At 53.8% G+C, this 21,279-nt stretch carries 19 protein-coding genes and 1 pseudogene; 5 read left to right on the plus strand and 15 right to left on the minus strand.

Annotation, left to right across the window (positions count from 1 at the left end):
• Window positions 1-134: 134 nt before the first annotated feature.
• The 3 genes from galS to folE form a co-directional block, all read right to left on the minus strand.
• Window positions 135-1,157 carry an HTH-type transcriptional regulator GalS gene (gene galS / locus HV127_RS26870; protein ID WP_112213092.1) on the minus strand — a complete coding sequence of 341 codons (1,023 nt, stop codon included), beginning with the start codon at window positions 1,155-1,157 and terminating at the stop codon, window positions 135-137.
• 155 nt (window positions 1,158-1,312) lie between these two features.
• Entirely contained in the window at window positions 1,313-2,470 is a 1,158-nt protein-coding gene (gene yeiB, locus HV127_RS26875; RefSeq protein WP_182239959.1) for a DUF418 domain-containing protein YeiB, read from the minus strand.
• A 15-nt stretch (window positions 2,471-2,485) separates the two neighbouring features.
• The gene (gene folE, locus HV127_RS26880) at window positions 2,486-3,154 is read right to left on the minus strand and encodes a GTP cyclohydrolase I FolE (protein WP_110272395.1); all 669 of its coding nucleotides are present in this window, start codon (window positions 3,152-3,154) and stop codon (window positions 2,486-2,488) included.
• Window positions 3,155-3,522: 368 nt separating this feature from the next.
• Here folE and fghA point away from each other — a divergent pair, with 368 nt between their 5' ends.
• Both fghA and HV127_RS26890 read left to right on the plus strand, forming a co-directional pair.
• Complete coding sequence (fghA, locus tag HV127_RS26885) at window positions 3,523-4,359, plus strand: S-formylglutathione hydrolase (protein WP_182239961.1); 837 nt, start codon at window positions 3,523-3,525, stop codon at window positions 4,357-4,359.
• 294 nt (window positions 4,360-4,653) lie between these two features.
• Entirely contained in the window at window positions 4,654-4,812 is a 159-nt protein-coding gene (locus tag HV127_RS26890) for a type I toxin-antitoxin system Hok family toxin (protein ID WP_182239963.1), read from the plus strand.
• A gap of 118 nt (window positions 4,813-4,930) precedes the next feature.
• Here HV127_RS26890 and cirA read toward each other — a convergent pair whose 3' ends face one another.
• The 3 genes from cirA to yieE all read right to left on the minus strand — a co-directional run bounded on the left by cirA (window position 4,931) and on the right by yieE (window position 9,692).
• Window positions 4,931-6,904: a catecholate siderophore receptor CirA gene (gene cirA, locus HV127_RS26895; protein ID WP_182239965.1), complete on the minus strand. Its 1,974-nt coding sequence runs from the start codon at window positions 6,902-6,904 to the stop codon at window positions 4,931-4,933.
• 302 nt (window positions 6,905-7,206) lie between these two features.
• Entirely contained in the window at window positions 7,207-8,676 is a 1,470-nt protein-coding gene (locus tag HV127_RS26900; RefSeq protein ID WP_182239968.1) for an amino acid permease, read from the minus strand.
• Between the two features lie 149 nt (window positions 8,677-8,825).
• On the minus strand, window positions 8,826-9,692 hold the full coding sequence (gene yieE / locus HV127_RS26905; protein ID WP_181485571.1) for a DNA-binding transcriptional regulator YeiE: 867 nt from the start codon (window positions 9,690-9,692) through the stop codon (window positions 8,826-8,828).
• 179 nt (window positions 9,693-9,871) lie between these two features.
• On the opposite strand from yieE, the gene HV127_RS26910 reads away from it, so the two are divergent.
• The 3 genes from HV127_RS26910 (at window position 9,872) to HV127_RS26920 (ending at window position 12,966) form a co-directional block, all read left to right on the plus strand.
• Window positions 9,872-10,921, plus strand: coding sequence for a YeiH family protein (locus HV127_RS26910; protein ID WP_182239970.1), 1,050 nt, complete (start codon window positions 9,872-9,874; stop codon window positions 10,919-10,921).
• 97 nt (window positions 10,922-11,018) lie between these two features.
• A complete protein-coding gene (gene nfo, locus HV127_RS26915) occupies window positions 11,019-11,876 on the plus strand; it encodes a deoxyribonuclease IV (RefSeq protein WP_182239972.1) in 858 nt (285 codons plus the stop codon).
• A 1-nt stretch (window position 11,877) separates the two neighbouring features.
• A complete protein-coding gene (locus tag HV127_RS26920) occupies window positions 11,878-12,966 on the plus strand; it encodes a sugar kinase (RefSeq protein ID WP_182239974.1) in 1,089 nt (362 codons plus the stop codon).
• A 34-nt stretch (window positions 12,967-13,000) separates the two neighbouring features.
• On the opposite strand, the gene HV127_RS26925 is transcribed toward HV127_RS26920, so the two are convergent.
• The 9 genes and pseudogenes from HV127_RS26925 to HV127_RS26965 all read right to left on the minus strand — a co-directional run bounded on the left by HV127_RS26925 (window position 13,001) and on the right by HV127_RS26965 (window position 21,263).
• Window positions 13,001-14,251 (minus strand): NupC/NupG family nucleoside CNT transporter, encoded by a 1,251-nt coding sequence (locus HV127_RS26925; RefSeq protein WP_181485568.1) that lies wholly within the window; start codon window positions 14,249-14,251, stop codon window positions 13,001-13,003.
• Window positions 14,252-14,347: 96 nt separating this feature from the next.
• Window positions 14,348-15,283, minus strand: coding sequence for a pseudouridine-5'-phosphate glycosidase (locus HV127_RS26930; RefSeq protein WP_182239976.1), 936 nt, complete (start codon window positions 15,281-15,283; stop codon window positions 14,348-14,350).
• Window positions 15,276-16,211 carry a pseudouridine kinase gene (locus tag HV127_RS26935; protein ID WP_182239977.1) on the minus strand — a complete coding sequence of 312 codons (936 nt, stop codon included), beginning with the start codon at window positions 16,209-16,211 and terminating at the stop codon, window positions 15,276-15,278. The genes HV127_RS26930 and HV127_RS26935 overlap by 8 nt, the downstream gene beginning before the upstream one ends.
• 353 nt (window positions 16,212-16,564) lie before the next feature.
• A pseudogene (locus HV127_RS26940) lies at window positions 16,565-17,389 on the minus strand (cytochrome c-type biogenesis protein CcmH); the annotation flags it as partial.
• The gene (locus HV127_RS26945) at window positions 17,386-17,943 is read right to left on the minus strand and encodes a DsbE family thiol:disulfide interchange protein (RefSeq protein ID WP_182239981.1); all 558 of its coding nucleotides are present in this window, start codon (window positions 17,941-17,943) and stop codon (window positions 17,386-17,388) included. The gene HV127_RS26945 and the pseudogene HV127_RS26940, both read right to left, overlap by 4 nt.
• Window positions 17,940-19,865 (minus strand): heme lyase CcmF/NrfE family subunit, encoded by a 1,926-nt coding sequence (locus HV127_RS26950; RefSeq protein WP_182239983.1) that lies wholly within the window; start codon window positions 19,863-19,865, stop codon window positions 17,940-17,942. The genes HV127_RS26945 and HV127_RS26950 overlap by 4 nt, the downstream gene beginning before the upstream one ends.
• The gene (gene ccmE / locus HV127_RS26955; protein WP_181485562.1) at window positions 19,862-20,329 is read right to left on the minus strand and encodes a cytochrome c maturation protein CcmE; all 468 of its coding nucleotides are present in this window, start codon (window positions 20,327-20,329) and stop codon (window positions 19,862-19,864) included. The genes HV127_RS26950 and ccmE overlap by 4 nt, the downstream gene beginning before the upstream one ends.
• Window positions 20,326-20,529, minus strand: a complete 204-nt coding sequence (gene ccmD / locus HV127_RS26960) for a heme exporter protein CcmD (RefSeq protein ID WP_139536631.1) — start codon at window positions 20,527-20,529, stop codon at window positions 20,326-20,328. The genes ccmE and ccmD overlap by 4 nt, the downstream gene beginning before the upstream one ends.
• The gene (locus tag HV127_RS26965) at window positions 20,526-21,263 is read right to left on the minus strand and encodes a heme ABC transporter permease (protein WP_182239985.1); all 738 of its coding nucleotides are present in this window, start codon (window positions 21,261-21,263) and stop codon (window positions 20,526-20,528) included. The genes ccmD and HV127_RS26965 overlap by 4 nt, the downstream gene beginning before the upstream one ends.
• Window positions 21,264-21,279: the final 16 nt, after the last annotated feature.

Below are 21,279 nucleotides of genomic sequence, written 5' to 3' on the forward strand. Positions count from 1 at the left end.
ATGACTACTGTAAAAGTGATTAATCACCGTGACATAGTATGTTCAGACTCGTAAACGCAGCAATCATAGTCAGCTTAATGTTAACAAACTGTGAAATCACTCACAGATTGAAAGCGGTTACATCAGGCAGATAATTAGTTAGTGATCGAACCCACAATTTGCCTCTGCGCCACCGAATGTCGACGCACCAACGTCGGCATAAAGCAGTGGCTAGCCTCACGATCAAGCTTTCCAGCCGCACCCTGGAGCGCCAGCTCGGTCGCCAGTTTCGCCATCGACATAATGGGGTAGCGCACCGTCGTCAGCTGCGGGTCGGTGTAACGGGAAATCGGGATATCATCAAAACCGATCAGCGAGAGATGCTGCGGCACAGCAATGCCATTGTCTTTCAGGGTAGTCAATGCACCAGCCGCCATGCTGTCGTTGTAGGCAAAGACGGCGGTCAAACCAAGATTACGCCCCAGCAGTTCAACCATTGCGGCCTCTCCGCCCTGCATATCCGGCGACCCCGAACCGACCCAGCTATCGGGAGCGGTAATGCCCTGCTCATGTAACGCCCTGAGCCACCCTTCCCGACGCATATCATCATCTTCAATACCGTGATTGGAAGAGAGGTAGCCAATGCGCTGGTGACCATGATTGAGCAGCATTCGGGTTGCCATCAACGCGCCGCTAACGTTATCCAGCCCGACGCAGCGATGGGCATATCCCGGCACAATGCGGTTAATCAGCACCATTCCCGGCATATGTTCCATAAAATCACCCAGTTCCGCGTCGCTCAGCGCTTTGGAGTGGACAATCAGCGCCGAGCAGCGCTGGCGAATCAGCACTTCAATGGCGTTGCGCTCTTTTTCCGCTTCATGGTAGCTATTGCCGATCAGCACATATTTCTGATGCTGCTGGGCGACGGTATCCACGGCTTTGACCAGTGCGCCAAAAAAGGCATCCGATACGTCCATTACCACCACGCCGATGGTATCGCTGACCTGCGTCGCCAGCGCCTGAGCGTTGGCATTGGGCCGATAACCCAACTGCGTGACCGCTTTCATTACCGCTTCTCGCGTATCCGGACTCACCAGCGCACTGTTATTGAGCACACGCGAGACCGTCGCGACGGAAACACCCGCCTGACGGGCGACATCACGAATGGTGATCATACTCACCGACCTTTAGAGAATTGCAGTACGTCACACTCACCTCCTGTGTTCAGCAAGGTGGCTATTCTGGCAGCGACGCGCTGCACGCTACGTGAGTGATGTCACAAGGATGGAAACGGTTACATCCATTTTGTTAATGATTGTGATCCAGATCGTTATCTTGATGTATCTTTTAATGATGTCCCTGACGCACGCAGGGTTAATTGACGCCATAGCCACTCAACGGGGCCCTGACGGAAATGACGCAGCCAAAGCCACGAGAAGATAAGATTTACCGCCCACACCGGCGGCACGAAGGCTAACAGCTGTAAGCGGTCAAACTTCATAAACAGGCCGAAGCGGTAAAACAGCGTAGTGCAAATCAGCGTTTGCAAAAGGTAATTGGTGAGCGCCATGCGCCCAACGCAGGCTATTGCCCCCACCAGCCGCAGTTTACACAGCTGCGGCCAAAAGCCCCAGGCCAGCGCCGCGTAGCCAATGGTTTGCAGCGGCGCACTCAGCTCGCGAGGCGCCTGTAACAAGAATGCACACCAGCGGTAGTCCCAGCCAAGATGCCACTGGGCAAGAATAGAGGGCAAATTGACCGTCATTCCGGCAACAATCAACAACGCGCCAGTACGACGGTAGTGACGAAGGCTGAACTGCCCTTTGAGCCAGCCGCTGCGCATCAGCGCCGCCCCCATCAGCATCATTCCCGCCAATTGCCAGCCGTACTGCGCCCCCAGCGCCAGCAGGTTGTCCGACAGCATATCCGCACGGTTGCTCACCGCTTCAAAACCGCCCTTCAGCTTCCAGAACTGCTCATACTGCAAATTCGCGGCATCGGGCATCCACGAACGATTGGGCGTATTGCCGGAAATCAGTCCCAGCAGCAGAAGCACCGCAATGCCGATGACGTACAGCACCACGCCTGTATTAAAGAGGGATTTAACATCATGGGCGTCGCGCACCATCCGCCAGCTCACCAGTCCCACCAAAGCGTAAGCCAGCAGAATATCGCCGTCCCAGAAAAATAGACCATGGATGAAGCCGAGCAGCGCCAGCAGCGTCAGGCGCGATTGGATCCAGCGCTTGCCGCGCGGCAGCAGAAGCTGAAGACCTGCGCCAAATAGCAGTGCGAACAGAGTCAGAAATTTAACCTGCGCAAACAGATCGAGAATTGCCCAGGTCCAGGCGTCGCTAGCAGAAATGCTCCCGGACCACGCCGGGTTGAGGTAAGCGGCCTTCGGCAAACCGAAGGCGCTAATATTCAGTAGCAGGATACCGAGGATGGCGACGCCGCGGACAAAGTCCAGCGTGACATTTCTCTCCATGTACCCTGCTCCGTTTTAGTTGTGGTGGCGTACGGCGCGCAGGAACTCCTGGCGGGTATTCTGGCTGGATTTAAACAGGCCGCCCAGCGATGTGGTGGTGGTGGCGCTGGTCGCGTCGCGGATACCGCGCGCTTTTACACAGTAGTGAACCGCATCGATCGAGACCGCGACGTTGCTGGTGCCCAACAGCGTTTGCAGCGCGGTGAGGATCTGCTGCGTCAGTCGCTCCTGCACCTGCGGGCGCTGGGAGAAAAACTGCACAATACGGTTGATTTTCGACAGGCCAATCACCGAATCTTTCGGTATATAGGCCACCGTCGCTTTACCGTCAATCGTCACAAAATGGTGTTCACAGGTACTGGTCAGGGTGATATCACGCACGGTCACCATTTCATCAACCTGCATCTTATTTTCGATGACGGTGATTTTGGGAAAGCGGGCGTAATCCAGGCCGGAGAAGATCTCATCAACGTACATTTTTGCGATGCGATGCGGCGTCTCCATCAGGCTGTCATCACTTAGATCAAGGTTTAACAGCTGCATAATCTCGGTCATGTGTCCGGCGATCAGACGTTTACGAGTTTCATTATCAATTTCTTGCACTGGCGGACGCAGCGGCGTCTCCAGCCCACGAGCGACCAGCGCTTCATGAACGAGTACGGCTTCTTTACTCAGTGATGACATTTTTGTTCTCCTGCAGGTGTGGCGCTCTTTGCTCTTCTGAGGGCAAAGTTTGTATTCATTGTGCGTGAGGTGACGCACAGAATCCAGTAGCCGCATCGATAATTGTTGAAATTGGCGTCACCTCTCGTTCCACGCCGCCAGACCGGCGTATTCCGATGCGTCACGCAACGCCTTACTCCCATTGCCGCAACCAACACAATACCAGGCACATAGCGCAATTCCTGACGCGATGGCAACTTCAGTATGTTGGTTAAAAGTTGCATTAATGATGCAATACGTTCCGAAAAGGAGAAAGTGAAAGTTACTCACGGGCGAATGAAATATCTGTATTATGGAAAATTACGCGCAAAACCCATAAGGAGCCCTGCATGGAACTGCTCGAAGAGCACCGCTGTTATGAAGGTCGGCAGCAACGCTGGCGGCACGACTCCACGACGCTGAACTGCGCCATGACGTTCAGCATCTTTCTCCCCCCATCTCGCACAGATACGCCGCCGCCGGTTCTCTACTGGCTTTCCGGGCTGACCTGTAACGATGAAAACTTTACCACCAAAGCGGGCGCACAGCGGGTCGCCGCCGAACTGGGCATTGCGCTGGTGATGCCGGATACCAGCCCGCGTGGCGATAGCGTTGCTGACGATAGCACCTACGATCTGGGCAAAGGCGCAGGCTTTTATCTCAATGCCACCCAGGCGCCGTGGTCCGCACATTTTCGCATGTACGATTATCTTCGCGACGAACTGCCGCAACTTATCGCCAGCGAGTTCAAAGTCAGCGAGCGCTGCGCTATCAGCGGGCATTCGATGGGTGGTCACGGCGCGCTGGTTATGGCGTTGAAAAATCCGGGTCGTTTCACCAGCGTGTCGGCTTTCGCGCCAATCGTTAACCCGACTCAGGTTCCATGGGGTAAAAAAGCGTTTACCGCTTATCTGGGAACCAATGAAGCAACGTGGCAGGCGTGGGATAGCTGCGCCTTAATGCGAGCCAGCCAGGAAGAGAATGCTATCCCAACACTGATTGACCAGGGCGATAGCGATTCATTCCTCGCTGAGCAGTTACAACCGGCGGTGCTGGCGGAAACCGCGCGGCAGAAAAGCTGGCCGTTAACCCTGCGTATTCAGCCCGGTTACGATCACAGCTACTATTTTATTGCCTCATTTATTGAGGATCACCTGCGCTTTCATGCCCAACACCTCTTTAAATAATCTTTTCAATACGCCGTGAAGAACGTTCGCGGCGCATTCACATACAAAATCCCTCACCATCAAATAGTCATAAAAACTAATATATACAGAGAGATAGTGTATTTTCTGGCTTCGAGGCGTATGATTTTTAGCGGCGCTTGAGGCTTTCGCCTCATGGCAATATTGAGCTTTATCGCTGTACTGAGGCAGAAAGAAGAAAGCCCCGAAGGTAATATACTCACCCACGAGGCTATCTGCATGCTTAGACAACATCAGGTTAGTCTCTTACCCGCCGAAAGGCAAGGAGAACAAGCCATGAAGGTGCCACACAACGCCCTGATCTGGTGTCTGCTAATCGTGTGTATCACGCTATTAGTTTTCACCCTGATGGTAAGAAAATCGCTCTGCGAAATTCGCTACCGTGATACGAACAGGGAAGTGGCTGCTTTTATGGCTTACGAACCCGGTAAGTAGCAACCTGGAGCGGTGGGATTTCCCACCGCTTTTCAGGCCTGAAGCTGTCAGGCTTCGCCACAAGCGCCTTTAGCGAGGGCTGACAGGGAAACCTGCCAGCCCTCTTTTATTGGCCTAATCAGAAGCGGTAATCGACGGCCATAAAGTAACGGCGGCCTTCTTCGGTGTAACTGTAATCGTCTCTGTTCAGATCTTTATCGCCGACGTTAAGCACGCCGGAACGCAGTTTGACGTTTTTAGTCACGTTCCACGCCGCACCGATATCAAACATAGTGTAGCCACCCGGCGTTTTGCCCGTAGAGCTGACCGCACGCTGCTCGCCGGTATAGTTGGCGGTCACGTAGAAGGACCAGTCGTCCAGCGGTTTCCAGTCGAGGGTGCCGTTGGCAGTATGGAACGGCAGCGTTTGCAGCGGTTTATCGCCGCCGTTACTCAGGTCGCGACCATCGTTATAGGTGTAGTTCACCGTCAGCTTCCATTCGTCACCGAACGGCACTTTCACTTCGGTTTCAACCCCTTTGATACGGGCCTTATTGACGTTGAAGTAGCGGAAGACCGGCACCCGCTTGCCGTTGACCGTTTTCCAGCCGACAAAGTTCGGGTAGCCCGGCGCTTCGCTAGCGCTGGAGGTACGCAGGATATCAATCATATCATCAACGTTGTTCTGGAAAGTCGTGACGCTCCCTTCTACACCTTCCAGCAAGCCCTCTTCGCCACGGTAATAAAGACCGAGCTCGAAGCTTTCGCTGGTTTCCGGTTTCAGATCCGGGTTACCGATAATACTGCATGAACCACGGCAGGAGTTGGTGGTCCAGTCTGGATTCAACTGCAGCAGGGATGGCGCTTTGAATGCCGTCGCCCAGCCGCCCTTCACGGTCACGGTGTCTGTGGCGGTATAGACCAGGTAAGCACGCGGGCTCCAGTGATCGCCATAAGTCTGGTGATCGTCCATACGAATACCGGTGGTTAACGCCAGCGGCTCGATGATTCGCCATTCATCTTCAAGGAACAGTGCGTACTGGCTGGCGGAGGTAGATTTACCGCCGCTGCTCAGGTTAACCGGATCTTTGAGCTTGTCATGACGCCATTCACCACCGAAGGTCAGGAGCTGGTTAATCATTCCTAGCGGCAGGACGTATTTACCATCTACGGAGTTGCTTTCAGAAGTGATCGTCCCGGCCTGGCCTGGGTTTTTATTATCGACTTTCTCACCGTAGAATTTCAGCTCGCTGTTGCCAACATCCCAGCGGCCATTGTGGCTTAGGGAGTAGTTCTGCCGCTCAAGGCGGTTACGGTCAAGAGAGTCAGAGTCACGATCCTGGCGATCGAAACCGTAGCCCGCGGTAATATCCTGATTGTCCGTTGGGGTCCAGGCAAATTCGACGTTACCGTCGCGGCTGGTGAAGCCTTCAATGCGCGGCGTTTCGCCTGCAGCATTGCTGGAAGCCTGCTGATCGTCTTTGGCGCGTTTCGCCAGGCTGCCGTAAGCTTTCATACCCAGCACGCCGTCAATTAGCGGGCCGCTGGTGAAGAACTGACCGTTATAAGTATCACCGCGATCGCGATGTTCCTGAATGGTGGTGTCAGCGCTCAGGGTACCGGTCCACTGTTGGCCGACTTTTTTGGTGATGATGTTCACCACGCCGCCAAGGGCATCGGAGCCATAAAGTGAAGACATCGGTCCGCGCACAACTTCGATACGTTCAATCGCATCAACCGGGATCCAGTTGAGGTCGAAATCGTTGTGGCGGAACACGGCGTTGCGCGAGTTAACGCGTTTACCGTCAATGAGGATCAGCGTATAGCTGCTATCAAGACCGCGGATACTGACGCCTTTGCGGTTATCCCCTTCGTTAGTAAGCTGCACGCCGGGAACATCTCGCAGAACATCCTTCAGATTCTGAACCGGTTTACGCTGCAAATCCTGTTGGGTGATAACGCTAATACTGGCAGGAGCATCTTTTACGCTCTGTTCAGTTGCCGCAGCGGTGACGACCAGCGTTTCTTCGTTAACGGCGGCAAGCGCCGGAAACGCCAGTGATACGACGGACGCGCATAATCCGGCCCGGACAAAAGGGTTTAACCTGAACATTCCATATCTCCATGAGGTGTACTACAAAACAAACAAAAGGGTGCTGCTCACAGGTACTGTCGGCCTATCGCTCTATCGGCGATATGCGCGTAATTTTTTACAGTAGATGTGGCTGGTCGCCCCTTGTCAGTCTGACCGTCTGCAAGATATGGGGATTGGCTTCATCCTGAATTTGGTGTAAATGATAAGGATAATGATTCCAATTATCAATACAATTATGGAGAAATGTATCAATTTGTAATGGATTCAGACATAAAAAAACCCTCTTAAAAAGAGGGTTTTAACTATTATGGTCGCTCGCCTTAGCCCTTGAAACGCTCCGGGAACTTCATTTCGCTGTAGCGGACAAAACGCGTCCCCTTCGCCAGCTTGTAACCAAACCAGATAACCAGGAACAGCGGAATACCAATATAGGTTGCCGCGACGCCGCCCCAGTCGATGGTGTCTTTAAGGAACGCTTCATAGTTCTGGCCAAGCGTAATAATCAGGCACAGAACAAAGGCGAAGATCGGTCCCAGCGGGAAGAAGCCTGAACGATACGGCAGATTATTCAGATCATGCCCTTGCAGCACGTAACCACGACGGAAACGATAGTGGCTAATGGCAATCCCCAGCCAGGCAATAAAACCGGTCATCCCGGAGGTGTTCAGCAACCACAGGTAAACGGTCTGATTACCGAACATCGAGCTCAGGAAACACAGTGCCGCAATCACGGTTGTGGCATACAGTGCATTACGCGGCACGCCGCCTTTTGACAACTTAGAGAAAATGCGCGGCGCTTTGCCATCACAGGCCAGGGTGTAGAGCATACGCGTGGAGGCATACATCCCGGAGTTACCCGCTGACAGCACCGCCGTCAAAATAACCGCGTTCATAATCGCCGCCGCCGACAGCAGACCCGCATGCTGGAACACCAGCGTAAACGGACTCACGGAAATATCTTTCACGTCGTTACGCAGCAGGCTCGGATCGGTATACGGAATGATCAGGCTGATAATCAGAATCGCAAACACATAGAACAGCAAGATACGCCAGAACACCTGACGCACGGCGCGTGGAATATTCTTCTCCGGGTTTTCTGACTCGCCCGCCGCAATACCGATAAGCTCGGTTCCCTGGAACGAGAAGCCGACAATCATCGCCACGCCAATCATCGCCGCAAAGCCACCAGCGAACGGCGCATCATCGACAACCCAGTTGCTCCAGCCTGCGGGCTGTGCGCCTTTAAAGATACCGAAGATCATCATCACACCGACGATAATAAAGATAATGACGGTGGCAACTTTAATCAGGGAGAACCAGTATTCCGCTTCACCGAACCCTTTTACCGAGATCCAGTTCAGCAGGAACATGATACCCAGGAACAACGCGCTCCAGATCCAGCCGGGCGCATCAGGGAACCAGTAGGTCATCACCAACTGTGAGGCGACGAGGTCAACGGCGATGGTTACCGCCCAGTTGTACCAGTAGTTCCAGCCCAGCGCGAAGCCGAAGCCTTCCTCAACATAATTTTGCCCATAGGTGGCAAAAGAGCCGGATACCGGCATAAAAGCCGCCAGCTCGCCGAGGCTGGTCATCAGGAAGTAGACCATCAGACCAATAAGAATATAAGAAAGCAGCGCGCCGCCTGGGCCCGCCTGAGATATGGTTGCGCCAGAGGCAACAAAAAGACCTGTACCGATGGAACCGCCAATAGCGATCATGGTCAAGTGGCGCGCCTTCAGTTCACGGCGTAAACCGGGCGCTTCTGTGGTTTTAGTATCCGAAACCATGTGAAAATGCTATCCATCCAAAAAACGAGGCGAGATTGTAGCAGAGTGTCTGTGATCCATCCGATACAATTGCAAAGTTATAAGAGAGCTTCATGATCGAGCATGGATTATTAGTAAAGCATGAAATCCCGGAAATGCCAGCCCTGGTTCTACACTTCGCAATAATGCAGAAAACGTTGTAATGCCTTAGAAATATGCTTCTGTCGGTGATGAATACGCCACAACGTTCGGGTCAGGCGCGGTAATGGGATAGACAGTTCCACCAGCGATCCCACCTCAAGCTGTTCCGCCACCACTCTTCGTGACAGGCAGCTAATCCCTAAACCATGACGCACCGCATGCTTAATGGCTTCAGAGTTGCCCAACTCCATCCCCAGATGAAACGCCGGTAAATGCGACAATAATAAGTAGTCGACAATTTCTCGGGTTCCGGATCCGTGTTCACGCAAGATCCACGGCGCTTCCGCCAGCCGTTGCAACGTCACCTCCCCCTCAAGGAGCGGTGAATCTGGCGGTGCGAAGACCACCAGTTCATCTTCCAGCCACGGCTCGGCAATGATATCTGCTGCGTGACAAGGGCCTTCAATCAGCCCGATATCCACTCGCAGGTCAGCCACCGCATTAATGACGTCCTGGCTATTCCCCACGCTTAGTTCCAGCGGTAAATCCGGGAGATCACGTCGGTAGCGCGCAATGATTTCCGGCAGAATATAGTTGCCGATGGTGCTGCTGGCGTAGACGCGAATCGCGCCGTTGTCGCCGCGAAACAGCTGTTCTATCTCCAGCGCGCGCTCCAGCAGCGCCAGCGCTCGCGGATAAAGCAGCCTGCCATGTTCATTAACTACCAGTCGCTTGCCGACACGATCAAACAACTGCACGCCCAACTGGCCTTCCAGATCGGTCAACGCCGCGCTGACTGCCGATTGCGAAAGCGCCAGCATTTGCGATGCCTGTGTTGTAGAGCCACTCTTTAAAACTTCAGCAAAAACTTCCAGCTGTCGTAGCGTGATATGCATAGCCTTTCCTGCCTTCATTTATATACAGCGTGGCTCTCCGATAGCTCGATGTTTGTGGAACAACGCCCAAAACCACGAAACAGCTCGTATACCACTTATTTCGATTAATTATAAATATATAATCAATTTTATATTTAAACCAGCGAGTCGTATGCTTTTCCCAGACAAAGGAGAAGGTTATGACAGCACTCACTTTACCGACTAAACATCGCCCATTGTGGCACTTTGCACCTGGACTGGCGCTGACTGCCGTATTAACTGGCGCTGCACTGTGGGCCGGTAGTTTTCCGGCAATCTCTGGCGCAGGCTTCAGCGCACTCACGCTGGCTATTCTGTTCGGCATGGTGATCGGTAATACGATTTACCCCAAAATATGGCAGTCCTGCGACGGCGGCGTAATCTTTGCCAAACAGCATCTGCTGCGTCTGGGCATTATTTTATACGGCTTTCGCCTGACGTTCGCCCAGATTGCCGATGTTGGCGTGAGCGGTATCGTCATTGACGTTCTGACGCTTTCCAGCACCTTTTTTATCGCCTGTTTTTTAGGGCAAAAGGTTTTCGGCCTGGATAAGCATACCAGTTGGCTGATTGGTGCCGGCAGCAGTATCTGCGGCGCAGCAGCGGTACTTGCCACCGAACCGGTGGTGAAAGCGGAAGCCAGTAAAGTCACGGTAGCCGTCGCGACAGTGGTGATTTTCGGGACCATTGCTATCTTCCTCTACCCGGCAATCTACCCTTTCCTGGCGCACTGGTTTACCCCGGAAGCCTACGGCATCTATATGGGTTCCACCATGCATGAAGTTGCCCAGGTAGTGGCAGCCGGTCATGCCGTCAGCCCGGATGCGGAAAACGCAGCGGTCATCGCCAAAATGCTGCGCGTCATGATGCTGGCTCCGTTCCTGCTGTTCCTGGCCGCTCGCGTTAAGCAGTTAACTCCGGCGGGAAGCGGTGAAAAAAGCAAAATCACCATTCCGTGGTTTGCGATCCTGTTTATTGTGGTGGCGGTGTTTAACTCTTTCCACCTGCTGCCGAAAGCGGTTGTCGATATGCTGGTGACTCTGGATACCGTGCTGCTGGCAATGGCGATGGCTGCCCTGGGCCTGACCACTCACGTCAGCGCGCTGAAAAAAGCCGGTGCCAAACCGCTGCTGATGGCGCTAATGCTCTTCGTCTGGCTGATTGTCGGCGGCGGTGCGATTAACCTGGCCATTCACAGCCTGCTGGCCTGACTCCCACTCAATACCGAAGCTTTATTAAGGATGATGTAACTCTCCGGCTAAGCCGCTATCATTACCCTCCAACCAGCGGCTTAACTGGAGTTTTTTTATGAAATATATTGGAGCGCACGTCAGCGCCTCCGGCGGAGTGGCCAATGCCGCCATTCGCGCCGCCGAAATCGGCGCGACCGCCTTCGCCCTCTTTACCAAAAACCAGCGCCAGTGGCGCGCCGCTCCGCTGAGCGACGAGACCATTGCTGAATTTAAAGCCGCCTGCGAAAAGTATCATTTCGGACCCGGACAAATTCTGCCCCACGACAGCTATCTGATAAACCTCGGCCACCCGGTTGAGGACGCGCTGGAAAAATCCCGCGATGCCTTTATTGATGAACTCTCCCGCTGTCAGCAGTTGGGCCTGACGTTGCTCAATTTCCATCCGGGTAGTCATTTACAGCAGATCCCCGAAGACCAGTGCCTGGCGCGCATCGCTGAATCCATCAATATCGCGTTGGCAAAAACCGAAGGCGTGACGGCAGTGATTGAAAATACCGCCGGTCAGGGCAGCAATCTGGGCTTTAAGTTTGAGCATCTGGCCGCCATCATCGACGGAGTGGAAGATAAGTCCCGCGTTGGCGTGTGCATTGATACCTGCCACGCTTTTGCCGCTGGTTACGACCTGCGTAGCGCCGAAGAGTGTGAGAAAACCTTCGCAGATTTCGAACGCATTGTCGGTTTTCAGTATCTGCGCGGTATGCACCTGAACGATGCAAAAAGCACCTTCGGCAGCCGCGTTGACCGTCACCATAGCCTGGGCGAAGGTAATATCGGCCACGATGCTTTCCGCTGGATAATGCAGGATCCCCGTTTTGACGGCATTCCGCTGATTCTGGAAACCGTTAACCCGGATATCTGGGCAGAAGAAATCGCCTGGCTGCGGGCCCAGCAAACAGAAGAGGCCGTGGTCTGATATGAACGATAGGGAAAAGCAGATCCTTAAAATGTTGCGGCGTAACCCGCTCATTCAGCAGCACGAGATTGCCGACATTCTGCAGATTAGTCGTTCCCGCGTAGCCGCACACATCATGGATCTTACGCGCAAAGGGGCTATTAAGGGAAAAGGCTACATCCTGACCGAGCAGGAGTATTGCGTCTCTCTGGGTGCGGTCAATATGGATATTCGCGGGATTGCCGATATTCATTATCCGCAGCCGGTTTCAAACCCGGGTAATATCCAGTGTTCCGCTGGCGGCGTAGCGCGCAATATTGCACATAATCTGGCGCTGCTGGGCCGCGATGTGCATTTGATTTCCGCCGTTGGCAGCGATTTTTACGGTGAAACGTTGCTGGAACAAACCCGCCAGGCCGGGGTTAACGTGCAGAGTTGCATCCGCCTTCACGGTCATAATACCGCCACCTATTTATCCATCGCTAATCCACAGGAAGAGACGGTTCTGGCGATCAATGATACCCATATTTTACAGTCGCTTACCCCACAGCTACTCAATCAGTACCGGGATCTGCTGACCCATTCAGGCGTGGTTCTGGTGGACTGTAATTTAACGGAACAGGCGCTGGAGTGGGTATTTACTCTGGCCAACGCTATTCCGGTATTTGTTGATACGGTGTCGGAGTTTAAAGCGCACCGTATTCGCCCGTGGTTGGCAAAGATCCACACGCTAAAGCCAACGTTACGCGAATTACAGATCCTCTGGGGACAGACGATCGCCAGCGATGCGGATCGCGATCGTGCGCTGTCATGGCTGCACGAACAGGGTACCCAGCGCGTGGTGCTCTGCGCGGATGACGACTCTATTTTCTGTAGTGAGACCGGAGGTGAACGCTTCCAGATGAGTCTACCGAACCATACGATGGTCGACAGTTTCGGGGCCGATGATGGGTTAATGGCCGGGCTGCTGTATAGCTATCTTGATGGTAGCGATTTTAAAGAGAGCGCCGCTTTTGCCATGGCTTGCACCGCCCTCACCCGCGCCAGCGACAGTATCAACAACCCTTCTTTATCCGTCGATAACGCACTCAATTTACTTTCAGGCGTATAACACCGTGCACCGCAGAGGCGATGCACGGTTAACGCTACGCGAGTCCAATAAAGAATCCGGCGATGGTCGCGCTCATCAGGTTAGAGAGCGTTGCCGCCGCCAGGGCGCGCATTCCGAGCTGAGCAATTTCTGGCGCACGCTGCGGGGAAATGGCGGAGAACGCTCCGACCACCACGCCAATTGATCCAAAGTTAGCAAACCCGCACAGCGCAAACGAGATAATCGCGATGGTTTTCACATCCAGCGTGCCGCCTGTTTGCAGGTAGGGCGAGAAGTTGAGATAGGCGACGAATTCGTTGATCGCCAGTTTCTGCCCAATCAGACTGCCTGCCAGGGTCGCATCGCTCCAGTCAACGCCCATAATCCACGCCAGAGGCGCAAGGATATAACCGAAGATCCCCTCCAGAGTGGCGTGACCAAAACCAAACCAACCGCCGATTCCACCGATAATGCCGTTCAACAAGGCGATAATCGCCACAAACGCCATGACTACCGTTGCTACGCCAGCGGCAATTTTCAGCCCGGTCATCGCCCCGGATGCTGCCGCTTCGATAATGCTTTTCGGCGGCGTTTCGGTGAAAGAGAGGTTATCAAAAGTCACCTGCGATGCTTCGGTTGCCGGGCTGAGCATACGAGCAAACAGGATCCCACCGGGAATAGCCATCAACGACGCAGCCAACAAGTAGTCGATCGGTACGCCCATACCGGCATAACCAATCATCATCGATCCGGCGATTGAGGCCATCCCGCTACAAATCGCGGTAAACAGTTCGTTGCGGTTAAGCTTGTCGATAAACGGTTTGACGATCGCCGGGATCTCGTTCTGCCCCAGAAAAATGGTGGTTACAGCAACAAACGATTCAATTTTGCTGATATTCAGCGCTTTCTGGAAGATACCGCCCAAAATGCGAATCAGCAGTCCCATCACGCCGAGATAGTAAAGGAGGCTTATCAGCGCGGTAACGAAAATAATGGCCGGCAGAACGCGAAAGGCAAACACAAACCCCGCACCGTCAAACAGCACATCCATTTTCGGGCCAACTAGCGAGCCAAAAATAAACGCGCTCCCGGCATCGCTATAGGACATAACTTTATGCACCCCAAGCGCCGCCTGTTCGACCAGCCATTTGCCCGGCGGAAAATAGAGCATCACCCCGCCGATGACGATTTGCAGCAACAGCGCGGCGCCTACGGTTCTGATACTGATGCGTTTTTTATTCACTGACAGCACAAAGGCAATGGCCAGTAACACCACCATCCCCAAAAGACTTCTCATGATGTCCATAATGATATCCTTACCTGGTGGAAAACCCGGCCTCAGGCCAGGTTTTCGGTACATTTGATATCGGGGCGGGCAACCGCAAACAGCCCGCAGTTATCGTTACGCGATCTGCTGATACTCTTTGGCAATCTCGCAGGCCAGGATAGCGTTGTTAAAGACCAGCTGAATATTGGATTTCAGGCTGTCTCCACCGGTCAGTTCCGCGACGCGGGCCAACAGGAATGGCGTACTCTCTTTGCCCACCACGCCCTGTTCTTCAGCTTCTCTCACCGCCTGATCAATGGCGGCGTTGATTTTCGCTTCCGGCATCGCGAACTGCTCAGGGATAGGATTCGCTACCACCATGCCGCCCTTCAGGCTCGACTGCCATTTCACCGCCATCGCTTTGGCGATTTCTTTGGCGCTGTTAAGCCGAATGCTGACGTCAAACGGGCTGGTACGGCAGAAGAATGCCGGGAGCGCCGAGGTTTGATAACCAATAAGCGGAACACCGAAAGTTTCTAAATATTCGGTCGTCAGGCCCAGGTCGAGAATAGATTTCGCACCGGCACAAACTACGGTGACATTCGTATTCGCCAGTTCCTGAAGATCGGCGGAAATATCAAATGTTTGCTCCGCTCCACGATGCACACCACCAATACCACCGGTGGCAAAGACTTTAATTCCGGCCATCGCCGCGATGATCATGGTGGACGCTACGGTGGTCGCACCATTTAATCCCGCAGCAACCACAAACGGTAAGTCCCGACGGCTAACTTTAGTGACATTATGCCCTTCACGGCCAAGAAGTTCTATTTCCTCTCGACTTAAACCGACCTTCATTACCCCATGGATAATCGCAATCGTTGCCGGAACGGCCCCCTGCCGACGAATAGTTTCTTCCACTTCCAGCGCCGTTTGCGCATTTTCAGGGAATGGCATGCCGTGAGAAATAATGGTTGATTCAAGCGCCACGATTGGCTGGTTATTTTTCAATGCTTGCTGTACTTCCGCAGAGATCTGTAATAATTCAGAGGAAATATTTAATTCAGACATAATCTTTCTCCACTAATTTTTTTACGTTTGCGTAAGATAATTCAGGATTATTGGTAAATTCCGATGAGAGCGCGAGGGAAGAGCACCCTTGAGCGAACTGCACCGCTTGAGAAAATGAACAACCGTCCAGCCAACAGGATGCAAGACCGGCCATCATGGCATCACCCGCGCCAGTCACATTCACAACCTGGGTTTTTAGCGGTGCCGACCAGCCGTGTTCGCCATCCTTTTCGCTGTAGTAAACGCCATCTCCACCCATGCTCAGTACCAGGCGCTTCAGGCCATGCTGGTGAAACCAGTCGGCAACGCGAGCCACATCATCGGTGCCGGACAGCGAGATTCCGCTGAGGGTTTCCGCCTCGATGCGATTCGGTTTCAGGGTATGGATTCGCCCCAGATGTTGGCGAACTTTCACGCATTTCCAGGCGGAAACCGGGTCAACGAAAATGGGTGTTGAACCAGTATTTTCCATCAACCAGGCCAGCGCTGCCTCACTGATATTACAATCAACAACAATCACCGTGGCTTCACAGATAAAGGCCTGATGTTGGCTTAGAAATTCCGCCGTAATATGCTCAGTAATGCTCATATCATTTATCGCCACCAGCATTTCACCGGTATTATCAAGCAACGATAAATAGCTGGATGTACCCTCGCCTTTGATGACCTGACATTTATCGACATGTACCCCCGATTGTGCAGTCTGAGCCAGCAAAGAATGGCCATAAAAATCATCGCCAACGACGGATAATAACCATGAAGATTTATTCAATAAGGCAATGTTTTGCGCTATGTTCCTACCTACCCCACCGGGCGTATACTTTATTTTCCCAGGATTTGAATCAGCATAGTTCAGCGACGTATTAGAATAACCAGCAACATCCATATTTGCCGAACCAATAATCACAACATAATCATTTTCAGGCATATAAATACCTCCAGCACAGAATGCTGTAAAAATAGAATTATTTAATACAAAGAAGTAGGTCGTCCTCTATTCAGATCAACCTAACAAAACAAATGTTTGGTTATGAACATGTGTTTATAATAAGCAATGAACTTTCAAAGTAAAGGGGATGTAAATAGGATTTTCATATGAACATGAACCCAATCACAGATTTCGGCCAGTATGGTTTTTAAACAGTTAAAAAATGCGAAGGAGAGCACATATGACGAGATTGACGCAAGGTCCCGGCTGTATACAGGAACGCTAACCGTTCACGCTATGAGGGGATTTTCTGATGAGAAAGGACCTGGGCTTAATTATTCTGCACTCCAAAGGTTGTCATTCGTTCCTGATGAGCGAGTAATCGCTTGCTTATAGCCCTGCGCCGCATCGCTATTATTTGGCTCCAGCCGCCAGGCGTTGGCATACGCCTGAGTCGCCATATCGACATTTCCTGATGCCATCCCGAGTCGACCAAGAATAACCCAGCCTTCTACACTACCAGGATCGCTATGCAAACGTGTACGTAAACCCAGGGCCAGGCGCGCCATCTCCTCTTGATTGAGCGGTTTTTCTTTCGGATACAGGACTCGTTTCAATAGCGTTGGCAGCTGCGCCGTCGCCTGCTGCCAGATTTTTACTTGCTTGTAGCTACCGGTCTGGTAATAGCTGAGGGTCGCGACGACCAGCGCAATAGCGATCCCCGGAATATAAATGGCAACTCCACCCTGTTTACCCTCCGTGTGAATGTCGTCAGGAAATGCTTCCTGCTTCAGCCGCACGCGGCGGTGCGAACGGGCAAAAATAATCCAGCCGCCAGTGGCGACAGCGGCAATCGGTAGCACCCACAGCAGAATAGTCAGCGGGGTTAATGGCGGGTCGTAGGTGACGAAGTTGCCGTAGCGCGCCACCATATAATCGATGATCTCCTGCTTACTTTTTCCCTCCAGCATCAGCTCATAAACCTTCTGCCGCAGGTCAGTGGCAATCATCGAGTTGGAATCGGCGATACTGTTGTTCTGGCATTTCGGGCAGCGCAGCTGTTCAGTAAGCTGGCGGAACCGCTGCTCCTGAGCTTCATCCTTAAACGGCATGACGTCGATGGCGGCCAGCGCCGACCCGGAAACAATCAGCATCAGCACGCCCAGTAACACCCTCATTGCGCAGCCTTCCTGCTGTATTGCTCCCAAAGTGACCTGAATTCACACTCCCACACCCGCTCGTTGAGATCGCCCGCATGGCGATAACGAATAAATCCTTTTCCATCGATCAGGAAGGTTTCCGGTGCGCCGGAAACCCCCAGATCCAGTCCCATCCTCCCATCGCCATCAAACAGGCTCAACGCGTAAGGATTTCCCAATACTTTCAGCCAGGTCATCGCTTTCTGCCGCTCGTCTTTATAGTTCATCCCCACCACGCGGATCCCCTGCACCGCGAGCTGATTCAGATACTGATGCTCGGCGCGGCAGGTCGGGCACCAGGTCGCCCAGACGTTGAGCAGCAGCGGTTTGCCTTGGATTAGCGCATCTGCCTGATAGTACTGCCCGGGATTCTCCAGCGACTCAAGACGAAAGGTCGGCACCGGTTTACCGATCAACGCCGACTCCAGGATGATCGGATCATCCCCTTCAGCATTGCGCGCCAGCTGCCACAGCATCAGCGCGGCGATGACCACAAAGATCATCAACGGGATCAATCGTAAACTGTGCTTCATGCGGCCTCCGGCACGGGCTGGCGATAGCGTGGATCGCACAGACACAGCAGCCCGCCCAGCGCCATTAATAAACCACCCGCCCAAATCCAGCGAATAAACGGTTTGTAATACAGCCGCACGGCCCACGCGCCGTTGTCCAGCTCTTCGCCAAGGGCAGCATACAGATCACGAGTGAATCCACCGTCAACCGCCGCTTCGGTCATCACTGAGCGGGTACTGTTATAAAAACGTTTTTCTGCATGCAGTACCGCTTCCGCTTTGCCATTTCGCGTGACGCCAATCATGGCCACGCCGCCGCGATAGTTCGGCCCGGTCACCTCTTTGACTTCACGGAAGATGAAGCGATAATTATGAATTTCGATACTATCGCCAGCCTTCATTCGCACATTGCGCTCCACGCTGTAGTTCTGGCTGAAAGCAATACCGACAACCGTCACTGCCACACCGACATGACCGGCGACCATCCCCCAGTAGCTGAGGGTCATCTTTGCGCCGCGTGAAATACGCAAAGCGACTTCCGCCATCGCCAGTACAAAGACCCAGCAGGCCATCGCCAGCCCGACCACCGTCATGGCGACAACCTTGCTTTCAAATAGCCACGGCAGGAGCAGAGACAGCGCCAGGGTGCTCCCCAGGGCGATAATCAGTAGACGCTGCAGCTTGCGTGGACGATCGCGTCCCCAGCGCACCAACGGGCCGATGCCCAGCAGTAGCGCAAACGGTGCCATCAGCCAGCTGAACATGGTATTAAAGAACGGCTCACCAATGGAAATGCTGCCCATCCCCAACTGTTTATGCACCAGCGGCAGCAGCGTCCCCAACAGCACTACCAGCATGGCGGTAACCAACAGGACGTTGTTACCGAGGAGCAGCGACTCCCGTGACCAGAGAGCGTTATTCACTCGCGATCGCACCCTGTGCCCGCGGATAGCGAACAACAACAGCGAGCCACCGATAACTAACACCATAAACGCAAGAATAAACATCCCGCGCGACGGGTCAGAAGCAAAAGCGTGAACCGAAACCAGCACGCCGGAACGCACGAGGAAGGTGCCCAGCAGGCACAGAGAAAATGTACAGATGGCGAGCAATAGCGTCCACGCTTTAAAACTGGCACGCTGCTCCGTTACAGCCAACGAATGCACCAGCGCGGTACCGACCAGCCACGGCATCAACGAGGCGTTTTCCACGGGATCCCAGAACCACCAGCCGCCCCAGCCCAGCTCGTAATAGGCCCACACCGAACCCAACACAATGCCCAGCGTCAGAAAGGCCCACGCCGCCAGCGTCCAGGGACGGGAAAAACGCACAAAGGTGCTGTCCAGCCGCCCGCTCAGCAGGGCGGCAATCGCAAAGGCAAAAACCACCGAGAAGCCGACATAACCCATATACAGCAGCGGCGGATGGAAAATCAGTCCCGGATCTTGCAACAGCGGATTCAGGTCGCGTCCTTCAATCGGGAACTCCGGCAGCGTGCGGGTAAACGGGTTGGAGGTAAACAGGATAAACAGCAGGAAGCCGACGCTTATCATCCCCATTATCGCCAGCACGCGGGCGACGATATCGAGCGGCATGCGCTGACTGAACAGCGCCACGGCGAACGTCCAGCCGCTCATCAACAGCATCCACAGCAGTAACGACCCTTCATGCGCGCCCCAGGTTGCCGCCACGCGATACCACACCGGTAACTGGGTGTGAGAATTGCTGGTAACGTAATTCAGCGTAAAGTCGTTCACCACGAAGGCGTTGATCAGCACCATAAAAGCGCCCATTACGAGGAAAAACAACAGCCAGGAGAAGAGCCGGGAAGATGCCATCATTCGCCTATCGCCACGCACAACGCCCCACAGCGGGTAGATGGAGAGCAATAGCGCGATGCCGAGCGCCATGCACAGCAGTCCGTTACCGATTTCAGGCATCATGATGACTTGCTCTCCGGGCGACGATGGTGCTCCTGAATCGCTTTTTTCACTTCCGGCGGGGTGTAGTTTTCATCATGCTTAGCGAGTACTTCTTTCGCCAGCAGATGATTTTTCTCGCCCAGTTCCCCCTGCACCACCACGCCCTGCCCTTCGCGGAACAGATCCGGCAGAATGCCTTCATAACTGACGTCCACCGAGCCTTCAGCGTCGTAGATGCTGAAATTAACCTTCAGTGAATTTGGGTCGCGCCTGACGCTGCCGGGCATCACCATTCCACCAACGCGCAGGCGCTGGCCCACCACCGGCCGTTGCTGTGTTTCACGCTTGCCATAAAGGATTTCACCTGGCGTATAAAACAGGTCGATGTTAGAGCGCAGCGCGTAGAGCACCAGCGTGATGGTCAGCGTTAACCCCGCCAGTATCGCGAGGGCCACCCACAGACGGTTGTTAAGCCGAATATTCATACTGCCTCCCGCGCCGCGCGCATGCGGGCTTCGCGGGCTTGCTGTTGCGCCACGCTACGTAAAATCGAACGATGTTGTCTCGCCGTGTGTAGAACCAGCACCGCCAGCGGGATAACCGTCATCACTACCGCCAGCCAGATGTAAAAGGCATAACCGCCCATGGCGAAGAAATCACCCCAGGTTGCAAATGCATTGCTCATCGGCGACCTCTGTTTAAAATCAGCTCACCCACCCACGGGCGACGTTTTTCCATTAGCAAAATCAGGTTGCGCATGCGCATCAGCGCCAGCGAAATAAACAGCAGCAGGTAGCCAATAATCGCCAGGCGCAGCGGCGTACGCATCGCCGGGTCAATGCTTTGCTGCATGTTGGTTGATCCCTGATGCAGAGTGTTCCACCACTCCACCGAGTAGTGAATAATCGGCAGGTTAACCACACCTATCAGCACCAGAATGCCCACCGCACGCCCGGCCAGACACCGATCGTTAAAGCCGTGCCACAGGGCAATCACGCCGACGTAAAGAAACAGCAGCACCAGTTCGGAAGTCAGCCTGGCGTCCCACACCCACCAGGTACCCCACATTGGTTTCCCCCACGCGGAACCGGTCGCCAGCGCAATAAAGGTAAAAACCGCGCCAACCGGTGCCATCGCCATCAGTGCCAGGTTGGCCATTTTCATCTGCCAGACCAGGCCTATAAACGCCGCAATTGCCATCAGCGCATAAATCCCCATCGACCACATCGCAGCCGGTACGTGCAGATAGATAATGCGGTAGCTGTCTCCCTGCTGGTAATCCGCAGGCGCAAAGCCGAATCCCCAGACCCAGCCCACAGTCAGCAACAGCGCACTGGCAATGCCCAGCCACGGGACCAGCCTGCCGCAGAGCAGATAAAGCTGCGGGGGATTCGCTAGTTGATAGAGTGTTTTCCACATAATTGAGTCACCAGAG

The organism is Klebsiella sp. RHBSTW-00215 (genome assembly GCF_014103785.1).
Classification (GTDB): Bacteria; Pseudomonadota; Gammaproteobacteria; order Enterobacterales; family Enterobacteriaceae; genus Klebsiella.

Coding starts and splice junctions, on each gene's coding strand:
- galS (WP_112213092.1), bottom strand. CDS start 1,157: ATGATCACCATTCGTGATGTCGCCCGTCAGGCGGGTGTTTCCGTCGCG.
- yeiB (WP_182239959.1), bottom strand. CDS start 2,470: ATGGAGAGAAATGTCACGCTGGACTTTGTCCGCGGCGTCGCCATCCTC.
- folE (WP_110272395.1), bottom strand. CDS start 3,154: ATGTCATCACTGAGTAAAGAAGCCGTACTCGTTCATGAAGCGCTGGTC.
- fghA (WP_182239961.1), top strand. CDS start 3,523: ATGGAACTGCTCGAAGAGCACCGCTGTTATGAAGGTCGGCAGCAACGC.
- HV127_RS26890 (WP_182239963.1), top strand. CDS start 4,654: ATGAAGGTGCCACACAACGCCCTGATCTGGTGTCTGCTAATCGTGTGT.
- cirA (WP_182239965.1), bottom strand. CDS start 6,904: ATGTTCAGGTTAAACCCTTTTGTCCGGGCCGGATTATGCGCGTCCGTC.
- HV127_RS26900 (WP_182239968.1), bottom strand. CDS start 8,676: ATGGTTTCGGATACTAAAACCACAGAAGCGCCCGGTTTACGCCGTGAA.
- yieE (WP_181485571.1), bottom strand. CDS start 9,692: ATGCATATCACGCTACGACAGCTGGAAGTTTTTGCTGAAGTTTTAAAG.
- HV127_RS26910 (WP_182239970.1), top strand. CDS start 9,872: ATGACAGCACTCACTTTACCGACTAAACATCGCCCATTGTGGCACTTT.
- nfo (WP_182239972.1), top strand. CDS start 11,019: ATGAAATATATTGGAGCGCACGTCAGCGCCTCCGGCGGAGTGGCCAAT.
- HV127_RS26920 (WP_182239974.1), top strand. CDS start 11,878: ATGAACGATAGGGAAAAGCAGATCCTTAAAATGTTGCGGCGTAACCCG.
- HV127_RS26925 (WP_181485568.1), bottom strand. CDS start 14,251: ATGGACATCATGAGAAGTCTTTTGGGGATGGTGGTGTTACTGGCCATT.
- HV127_RS26930 (WP_182239976.1), bottom strand. CDS start 15,283: ATGTCTGAATTAAATATTTCCTCTGAATTATTACAGATCTCTGCGGAA.
- HV127_RS26935 (WP_182239977.1), bottom strand. CDS start 16,211: ATGCCTGAAAATGATTATGTTGTGATTATTGGTTCGGCAAATATGGAT.
- HV127_RS26945 (WP_182239981.1), bottom strand. CDS start 17,943: ATGAAGCACAGTTTACGATTGATCCCGTTGATGATCTTTGTGGTCATC.
- HV127_RS26950 (WP_182239983.1), bottom strand. CDS start 19,865: ATGATGCCTGAAATCGGTAACGGACTGCTGTGCATGGCGCTCGGCATC.
- ccmE (WP_181485562.1), bottom strand. CDS start 20,329: ATGAATATTCGGCTTAACAACCGTCTGTGGGTGGCCCTCGCGATACTG.
- ccmD (WP_139536631.1), bottom strand. CDS start 20,529: ATGAGCAATGCATTTGCAACCTGGGGTGATTTCTTCGCCATGGGCGGT.
- HV127_RS26965 (WP_182239985.1), bottom strand. CDS start 21,263: ATGTGGAAAACACTCTATCAACTAGCGAATCCCCCGCAGCTTTATCTG.